The organism is Nocardiopsis flavescens, from assembly GCF_900141985.1.
In the GTDB taxonomy this organism is placed as follows: Bacteria; Actinomycetota; Actinomycetes; order Streptosporangiales; family Streptosporangiaceae; genus Nocardiopsis; species Nocardiopsis flavescens.
This window is the reverse complement of sequence record NZ_FQZK01000052.1, coordinates 1-8,341: the sequence shown is the minus strand read 5'-3', so window position 1 is coordinate 8,341 and position 8,341 is coordinate 1. Positions and strand designations below refer to the sequence as shown.

The following is an 8,341-nucleotide window of genomic DNA, read 5'->3' as shown; positions in this document are numbered from 1 at the left end:
GCCGGGGCGGGGGTACCCGCCTCGGCCGGGGCCGGGGTGCCGTGCGGGTACCCGGCGGGTGCCGCTCCCGAGGCGGTCACCTCGGGAGCGGGGGCGGTCACCTCCGGGAGGGTGCCCGGCCCGGTCACCCCGGGTGCGGCACCCGCGGCCGGGGTACCCGCCTCGGGGGCGGAGGTGACCGGGGTACCCGCCTCGGTCAGCTCCGGGGTACCCGGCCGGGTGTCGGCGTCGGCCCGGGTCACCAGAGTGTGCAGAACCGACAGCGTGGTGTCCCGCTGGGAGTAGTCCAGCCCGGCGACCTCGGTCACCCGCGTGCGGACCTGCATGGTCCGCAGCAGGTCCACGGACTGATCTCCCGAGGGGTCCCCGCCGAATCCGACCCGGGACAGGTGACGAATGGCGCGCTTCTGCAAACGGTCCATTTTCGCGACTCGGTCGGCATTGGCGCGCCGGACCCTTTCGCGCTCGGCCCGGTGAGCGCGGACCGAGTCCTTGTCGTGGCTCTGTGGCGCCTCGGGCATGGGCGCGGCGGGCAGGGCGGCGGTTTCCCGCAGTTCCATAAGGACGGCCGAGGCGCGGTTGACCCGCACCGAGACGAGAGCCTTTTCGGTGCTCCACTCGGGGTGAGCGGCCATGGTCATGCGCACCTGAACGTATTCAACCGGGTTGAATTTCAACACCGATTCGACATTGCGCTTGCGCCGGTCTTTCAGGGAATCAGCCGCATTTTTGCGCCGCTGGTGGAGCGACGTTTCCACGAGGATTCCGAGCAGGAACGGCAGCGACGTACGGAACACCACACCCTCGGTGGAGAGTTCGGCGTCCACCGCGTGCCCGTGCTGGAGATAGGCCGCGAGGGTGATCACCGACCACGTCATCACGGCCGCTACCGGCGCGCTGTGCCCGGCCTGCGCCCGCCGGAACCGGGTGGATGCGAACCACAGGGCCAGGAACTCAATTACCACGATGACCAGCCAGGACAACGGCACCGGGATACCGGCCATCGTCTCGGCGAACTCCACCAGGCCCTCAAAAGCGAGGACCAGGATCACCAGGCCCATCGCGGCGGGGGCCGCGATGTCGTGCAGCATGTCGGCCGTGGACGTGTCTCCCGGGGTCCGGGGGCGTCCGTTCCAGCGGCCCCACAGGAGCGCTACAGCCCGGCGCGTCTGGGCGCCGATCGCCCGCGCGCCGAGCACGATCAGGACCACGGCGCCGACCGCCGTCACGGCCGCCACGGTCACGGCCACCGTGCTCTGAGCGGCCGGGGCCAGCGACTCCCACACCGACCACATGAGACCCGAGGGGTCCGCGGCCGGGGCCGCGGTGGCGTCGCTGGGGGGCATGTAGGGGACACGGCTATCCACGGTGGCCCCCGATCACGACGGCGACCAGGCCGCCGAGGCCGAGGACGGCGGCCCCGGCCGGGCTGACCGAGCCGAGGGGGCCGAGCTGGGCGAGAGCGGTGGTGGTGGATTCGGCCACCAGGTGGCCGAGGTGCCCGGCCGCCGTGGCGGCGGCGAGGGTGACCGCGCCGAACAGGGCGGTCGCGCGGGCAGCGGCTATGCGGGGGGTCATTCGTCGGACTCCGTTTCGCTGTCGGGGGTGAGCAGGAGGGCGGCCACCTCGGGCAGGTGGGCGATCCCTACGGCGATGAGCGCGTCGACCAATTCCGTCTGTTTGACCTTTCGGCCGGCCTCGGCGGTCAGCTGGGGACCGATCCGCAGATTGACCGTGTCGAGCGTGTGTTGCGAGCACATGATCCGCGGGTAGCGGACGGTCTTCGGGGCGGTCTTCTTCTTGGCGGTCGCCATCCTCGGCGGCCTCACTTTCGTACTGGGCATGAGTCGATGCTTACACAGCTTGCCCAAGTTGGCAAGCTTGGCAAGCTGTGTAGTTTTAGTGTGTGTCCAAGGTTGGCAAGCTTGGATAACCCCGGTATTGTCCCGTACACCTGTCGTCACGCCTAGCACCCCCGGATCACGAGGGCGCACCAGAAACGGACTTTGCGCGCATCACGGCCGACACCGGCCACCGATGTGTCACAGAGCCCTCACAGGTCACGGGCATCCGGCATGATGGCAGGCACAACAGAAGCCGCCCCGGCCGAATCGGCCGGGGCGGGAAGCTTCGCACCGGGTGGTCTTGATCTTGGCGGATGAACCCACCAGGTGCTCTATATGAAGGGCGTGAACCCCTTTTGCTGTCCCCACTATACGGGGTCATGGGCCGTTGGGTAGTCATCTCCCCCAACACCGCACCGACCGTGACCACATACATCCCCGCAGGTGACACCACCACCCCCACCGGGGGTGACCGGTGACCAGCCACGACACCGAGCAGGACGCAACGATCCTGCCCATGCCCCTGCGGGGCGTCATCGCCGTCCCGGGCTCCCCCGGGTGGTTGGTGGACACCATCCGCGGCCGTTTGTTGAAGGCCGCAAACGACAAGAGGGCCAAGAAGCCCGAGGCGGGACCGTTCGACACCCCCGAGCTGCCCGAGCCCCCCACCCCCCCGACGCCCGTACTGGACTGGCTCCCCGAGGTGACCGGCGTCCTGGTCACCCCGGCCGAGGACGCCGGGGGCGGCGAGATCCACGCCGTCCACTACCGCGTGCGGGTCGGTGAGGACGAGCAGACCGTCAGCGCCGCCAACCTGCGCACCGGCGAACTCTGGGACCGGTTCCCGAGCGCGGTCGGCGTCGGAACCCGGCAGATCAGGGACACCCTGCACAACGTCGTGCGCCTGCTCGGCACCGCGGCGCCCCGGGTGCTGGCGACCACCCGCACCGGATGGCACGCCGACCCCGAGCGGCCCGGACGGCGGGTCTACCTCCGCGGCGACGGGTCCACCGTCCCGGCCGGGCGGCCGATCCATTTCCTCAACGAGGGTGACCCCCGCCTGTCGTGGCTCGCGGCGCCGCCCGAGGGGCCCGGCCCCGACGCCGAGGCCCTGCGCTCCGGCCTGGCACGGATCACCGAGCACGGGGGGTGGGCGACCCTGGTCACGATCGGGACCGGCGCGCGCGCGCTCGGCCAGTCCATCCGGCGCGTGCCGACCGGCCTGGTCGTCACCGGTGAGGCCGGAGCCGGGAAAAGCTCGGCGGTCGCCGCCGGGCGCGCCGTGGGCACCCGCTACACGTGGGAACCGCCGTCCACGGTCCGGTTCACCGACACGGCGACCGACATCGAATGCCGCCTGGACACCGAGGCGGACATGCCCGCACTGCTCGATGATCTCGCGCTGCCCCGGGACGCCTCGGCCGCCGACGTCGCCTCGACGAACCGGACCCTGGACATGATCATCCGGAGCTTGGCCAACGGGGAGCGGTTCCGGGGCCGCCGGAACCGGGAGATGGGCGGACAGCGCAACCGCTACGCCCGGTCTCCGCTGATGGTGACGGCCGAGAACCTGCCGCCGATCATGATGGCGTCGCTCTACCGGCGTTCGGTGGTGCTCTACCTGGTGGCCGGGGACGTGGACACCACGTGGTGGGGCGGCCTCGGGGAACTGGGCATCACCAACGGCGCCGCGCACGGGCCGATCCTGCACACCCTCGGGGACCGGATCGTCCACCGCCTGGCCGAGGCCCACGGCGATCGGGCCGCCGCCATCCTGGACCAGGCCGACGCGCGCGGCCGGGCCGCCCTGGTGGCCGAGGTCGAACAGGTCATGCCCGATTGGGAGTCCGCACGGCTCGGGGTCGGGGGCATGGTCCGCAACGCGGGGGCGCTGCTCGGCGGTCTGGTGCTGCTGGCCGAGGCGGCCGACGCCGACCCGGCCCCGATGCTGGCGCGCGCGGCCGAGGGTCTGGCCCGGTCGCTGGTGCGTCAGCGGCACGTCATGGAGGACCGGGCCGCCGCCGCCGACGACCTCGGCAACGCGCTCGGGGACGTGATCCGGCACGCCATGGCGGCCGGGCGGGCCCACGTGGCCACGCAGGGCGGTAAACCCGCCGTGCCCGAGGCGGACGGGACCGGATCGGTCCCCGGGCGCACCCCCGGGGAACTCGGGTTGCACGCGGGGTTCGGCGGCGAGTGGGCGGGCCGGGGCCTGCCCCTGTACTGGCTCCCCGACCTCGGCGCGCTCGGTATCCGGTCTGAGACCCTGCACACGCTGTGCGCCGCCGCCGGTGACCCGCGCGTACAGGGGTACACCGTCCGGAGCCTGCCCCCGGCCGTCCTGCGGGCCGGAGCGTCCTACCGCTCCCCGCAGGCGGGCCAGTCGGCCACCCACCGCGTGCAGATCACCGGCCACAAGAGCCCGACCCCGATGATCCTGCTACGCCGTGAGATGGTCTGGCCCGATCTCGCGCCCGGCGCGGGGGGCACCCCGGCCGAGGCCACCGGCGGCCCCTCCCCGACGCCCGAGGCACCCGCACAGGGCCCCGCAGAGCCCACCCCGGCCCCGGCCGAGGCGGCCGAGCCCGCGGCACTGTTCGGCACCGGCGCCCCCCCCGCCGGCCAAACCCGCCCGGCCGAGCCCACCGAGGCCGCGGCCCCGGCCCACCGGGCGCCCGCCGCCGAGCCCGCACCGGCCCCCGCGGCCGAGGCGGCGCCGGTCCCGATCGCCCCGGCGCCCGGCCCGCGGAGGTCGGCCGCCCCGACCCCCGCCGCGTACGCGCTCGGCTGGGACGGCGACACCCTGTGGACCGACACCGGTATCCCCATCGACACCCCGGCCGAGGTCGGTGACCACATGGGCCGGTTCCTTGACCACGTGGCGGCGCTGCTGCCCCCCCGGGGCGGGACCGTGGCGATCACCGCCGAGGCCGCCGCCCGCCTCGGGATGGGCTCGGGCGACTGGCACTCGCCCGAGGCCGGTCCCGAGCACACCCCCACCAGCGCACTCGGGGGCGCGACCCGGTCCCGACTCAAGAAGGCCACCGGAGCCACCAAGAAGAAGGCCGAGCCCGCGGCCGAGGTCCCGGCGCCGCCCTGCTACGACCAGGCCGCCGCCCTGCACTGGAAGGGTGGCCGGTCGGTGACGGCCTGGTCGTCGTGGCGGGCGACCGGCAAGGGCTCGGTGTCCGTGGTGATCCTGGAGTGGATGGACGGCCACCACAAGCGCAACCGCATCAAGGGGGCGCAGTTCCTCAGCCACACCGACACCCCCGCCTCGGCCGCCTACATGCTGGGCGGGTACGCGCGCCGGATGGGCCACCCCTACCGCCTCACCGGCGGGGTGACCGGCGTCAACTCGGTCAAGTCCAGTAGCCGCCTCGGGGACGTCGAATGGCTGCACAACGGATTCGGCACCCCGGCCGCCTCCCCGATGTGGGAAAAGGACCTGGTGTGGGCCCGGCCGCTGGCCGAGGCCGAGGCCGGGCGGGCGCTGGCCCACCAGGTGGACGCCCGAGCCCAATACCTGTCCACCCTCGGCATGGTCGAGCTGGCGACGCGCCCGCTCCAGCACCTGAGCGACATGCCTTTCAAAAAGAGCGCGCCCGGGTACTGGCGTATCCCCCACCGGGAGGACCGCTACCCCGTGACGCCGCTGGGCGGTGCCCCGGCGACCGTGGCGGGGATGACCCCCCCGCCCATCGTGACGGCCGATGTCCAGCCGGACGAGGACGGCATGATCTGGGTCGCGACTCCGACCCTGGCCGAGGTCCGGGCGAACGGCTACCTGTCGGAGACGACCCGGTTCGACGCCTACCTACAGCCCATGGGCCGGGGCGGGGCGCGGCTGACCCGCACGATCGCCGAGCGGTGGCGGGATGGCTACCTGGATGCGCTGGCCTCGGCCGAGGACGGTGACCCCGATGAGACGCGCATTCTGCACGCCATCAAGGCCACATTCCGTGAGACGGTGGGAATGTTCGAGCGGGGCACTAATTTTGTGTGGCGGCCCGACTGGCGGCACACCACGGTTTCTCTCGCCCGTACCAATCTCCTGCGGAATGTGCGCCAAACGCACGCCTACACGGGGGAATGGCCGGTGCTCATCACGACGGACGCCGTGTGGTACACCAGCGACGAACCCGACCCGGAAAAGGCGTTCGGTGCTTTCTGGTTCCCCAGGGAAAAGGGCGGCCCGAAGCCGGGTTTCGACAGGGGTGTCGGAATGGGCTCCTACCACCACAAAGAGACCATGCCCATTGGTGAATTCTCTGCTAAAGTGAATGAGCATATTCGTATCCTCGGCCTTGGAAAGGAGGTGTGATCATGGCCGGATACCTTACCGAAATGGCGGAGGAAGACCCGAACTATTTCACTCCCGGTGATGCCATGTACCAGGCGATCACCGGCCGGGCCGGAAAATTCCGGGAGGGAAAAACTCACGGCAAATGGGCCCGTGACGCTATCAGGGACCTCGGCGGGACAGGGCGCGGCGGCGGTGTGCGCCGCCTCGCAGAAAAAATGGGCGTGTCCACGTCCACCGTACGCCGGTGGGCCAAATCAAAGGACAAGAGCCTCAAAGGCATTTCCCCCGACCGGGCCGAGGCCCTGAAAAAGGCACAGCGGGAAACGAAAATCGACAAGGGACACGCACAGGGATTCCGCGACTCTTTCAAGCCCGGTGGTGGTGGCGGTGGGGGCGCTGGTGGGTCCCTGACTGTCACCGGTATTTTCGTCGTCTCCCAAGACGAGCGGGAACGCACTATCAACCTCGGCCACCACCTCCCCGGAAACGCCGGTGACAAGCTCATTCAGGCGTATTTGGACGGCGGGCCCGAGGGCGCCCGGGACATGCTGAACGCCCTCATCAGCGCCCACTATGTGACCGGAATGTATATCACCGCGATCAACGATATCGGGTGGTGAAAACCCCGGCCCCCACCAGGTGAGACCGATAGGATCGGGTGGCCCCGCAAATGCGGGGCCACCCTTTTTCGTCTGCCCGAGAGGACCCCATGAGCGGTCATGAGTACCACACTGCCCGGTGCGCCGTAGCGTCCTACCTGCACCGCCGGGAGCACGCCGCGTGGGTGGCGGTCCGGGAGATGTACCCCACCGACGCCGAGGACGGCGTCCGCGCCGGGATGGCACACCCCATGGTGTCCGAGGCGGCCAGCGCGGTAGCGTCCTGGCACGCGGCCGAGGCTACTGGCACATGGCATGAGGACCTGGCGGTGTGGGCGCCGCCCGCGTGGCAGTACTGGGCCGACCGGTTGCGGTCCCTGACGAACGGGATCACCGTCGTTGACGGGGCCCGGAGCGCCATCGGCCGCATGCCCGCCCCCGAGGACACCGAGGCCACCGCGGACCGGGCGGAGGCCAGCGCGTTCGTCCTCGCCCTGGAATCGGTGTTGCTTTCGGCCGACCAGCTCTGAACTGCCCGGCCCCGCACGTGCGGTACGTGACCGGTCCGGCCGGTACGTCATCCCGCTCACGTACCGGCCGAGGGGCCGGGATGGTAAGGGTCTGGTGGTACCCGGGGGCTCGCGCCCCCGGGACCCCCCGCACCGGCGGGGAACCTCGCGCCCACCCGGTGTGCGCTCCCCTACGCCCCGGGCGCGAGAACCCCCGCCGGACCGGGCCGAGGACCGGGCGGGCCCACCAGGCGGTGCGGGGCCGGTGGGCCCGCCGGCCCCGCACCGTGCCGGCCTCCGGGCGACGGGCCCCCGGGGTACCACCAGACCCCCACCATCCCGGCCCCGCACGTGCGGTACGTGTCCGCCGGGCCCGGTATGTCATCGCGCTCACGTACCGGTCGCCGCCCCCGGTGCCGACCGGGGGCAGCTCCCCGGGTTCCTGCGCAGGTGGGGGCGGGTGCGGCCGTGCGCCCCCGCCCCCGGGAACCGCCGGGGCGGCCTTACCCCGGGGTGACAGGACGCTTACCGGGCCCCCGAACCGCTTGACAGGTGTGCCACGATGACACAGTATGTGTGTGTCACCACGACACACCAACCCGAGAGGGGGCCCCGATGGGGTTCTTCGCCCGCTTCCGCGCCGCCTGGCGCGCCGCCGCCGCCCCGGACCAGCCGAGCACCGGCGCCGACAACACGGTCAACGACGTGGCCGACCAGGCCACCAGCGTGCAGGCCCGGGACATCGACGCGCTGACGGTGGACCGCTCCGCCGACTACCACGGCACCGTTCACCAGGGCGGGACCACGATCACCGGCAACACCGGCCCGGTCCACATCGGGGACGGCGACCAGTACACCGACAGCACCGTCATCCGGCAGAACGAGGGGATCGTGAACCTCGGCGGGACGAACACCTACCACGGGCCCACCGTCGTCGGGGGCGGCTCGGTGACCAACGTCAACAACGGCGGCCGGGTCGGTGTGCAGCTCGGGAACGTGTCCGGCGGGACGTTCACCGTGGGGTTCAACACCGGCCACGTCACCCAGACCGACACCGTGAACGGCGGGATGCACTTCGGGGGG

6 protein-coding genes and 1 pseudogene are annotated in these 8,341 nt (G+C 71.7%); 4 read left to right on the top strand and 3 right to left on the bottom strand.

Features of this window, described 5'->3' with window-relative positions; all coding sequences use genetic code 11:
* The 3 genes and pseudogenes from BUE45_RS32850 to BUE45_RS30780 form a co-directional block, all read right to left on the bottom strand.
* A pseudogene (locus tag BUE45_RS32850) lies at positions 1 to 1,229 on the bottom strand (hypothetical protein); the annotation flags it as partial.
* 130 nt (positions 1,230 to 1,359) lie between these two features.
* Positions 1,360 to 1,578: a hypothetical protein gene (locus tag BUE45_RS30785; protein WP_073384443.1), complete on the bottom strand. Its 219-nt coding sequence runs from the start codon at positions 1,576 to 1,578 to the stop codon at positions 1,360 to 1,362.
* Complete coding sequence (locus tag BUE45_RS30780) at positions 1,575 to 1,814, bottom strand: hypothetical protein (protein WP_073384442.1); 240 nt, start codon at positions 1,812 to 1,814, stop codon at positions 1,575 to 1,577. Before BUE45_RS30780 ends, BUE45_RS30785 begins: the two co-directional genes overlap by 4 nt.
* 505 nt (positions 1,815 to 2,319) lie before the next feature.
* Between BUE45_RS30780 and BUE45_RS32845 the strand changes: the two genes are divergently transcribed.
* From BUE45_RS32845 to BUE45_RS30760, 4 genes are all read left to right on the top strand, one after another.
* Positions 2,320 to 6,168, top strand: a complete 3,849-nt coding sequence (locus tag BUE45_RS32845; RefSeq protein WP_073384441.1) for a hypothetical protein — start codon at positions 2,320 to 2,322, stop codon at positions 6,166 to 6,168.
* A 2-nt stretch (positions 6,169 to 6,170) separates the two neighbouring features.
* On the top strand, positions 6,171 to 6,770 hold the full coding sequence (locus BUE45_RS30770) for a hypothetical protein (protein WP_073384440.1): 600 nt from the start codon (positions 6,171 to 6,173) through the stop codon (positions 6,768 to 6,770).
* Between the two features lie 89 nt (positions 6,771 to 6,859).
* Positions 6,860 to 7,279, top strand: coding sequence for a hypothetical protein (locus BUE45_RS30765; RefSeq protein ID WP_073384439.1), 420 nt, complete (start codon positions 6,860 to 6,862; stop codon positions 7,277 to 7,279).
* A 594-nt stretch (positions 7,280 to 7,873) separates the two neighbouring features.
* A partial coding sequence (locus BUE45_RS30760; RefSeq protein ID WP_143173551.1) for a hypothetical protein occupies positions 7,874 to 8,341 on the top strand: 468 nt, incomplete at its 3' end.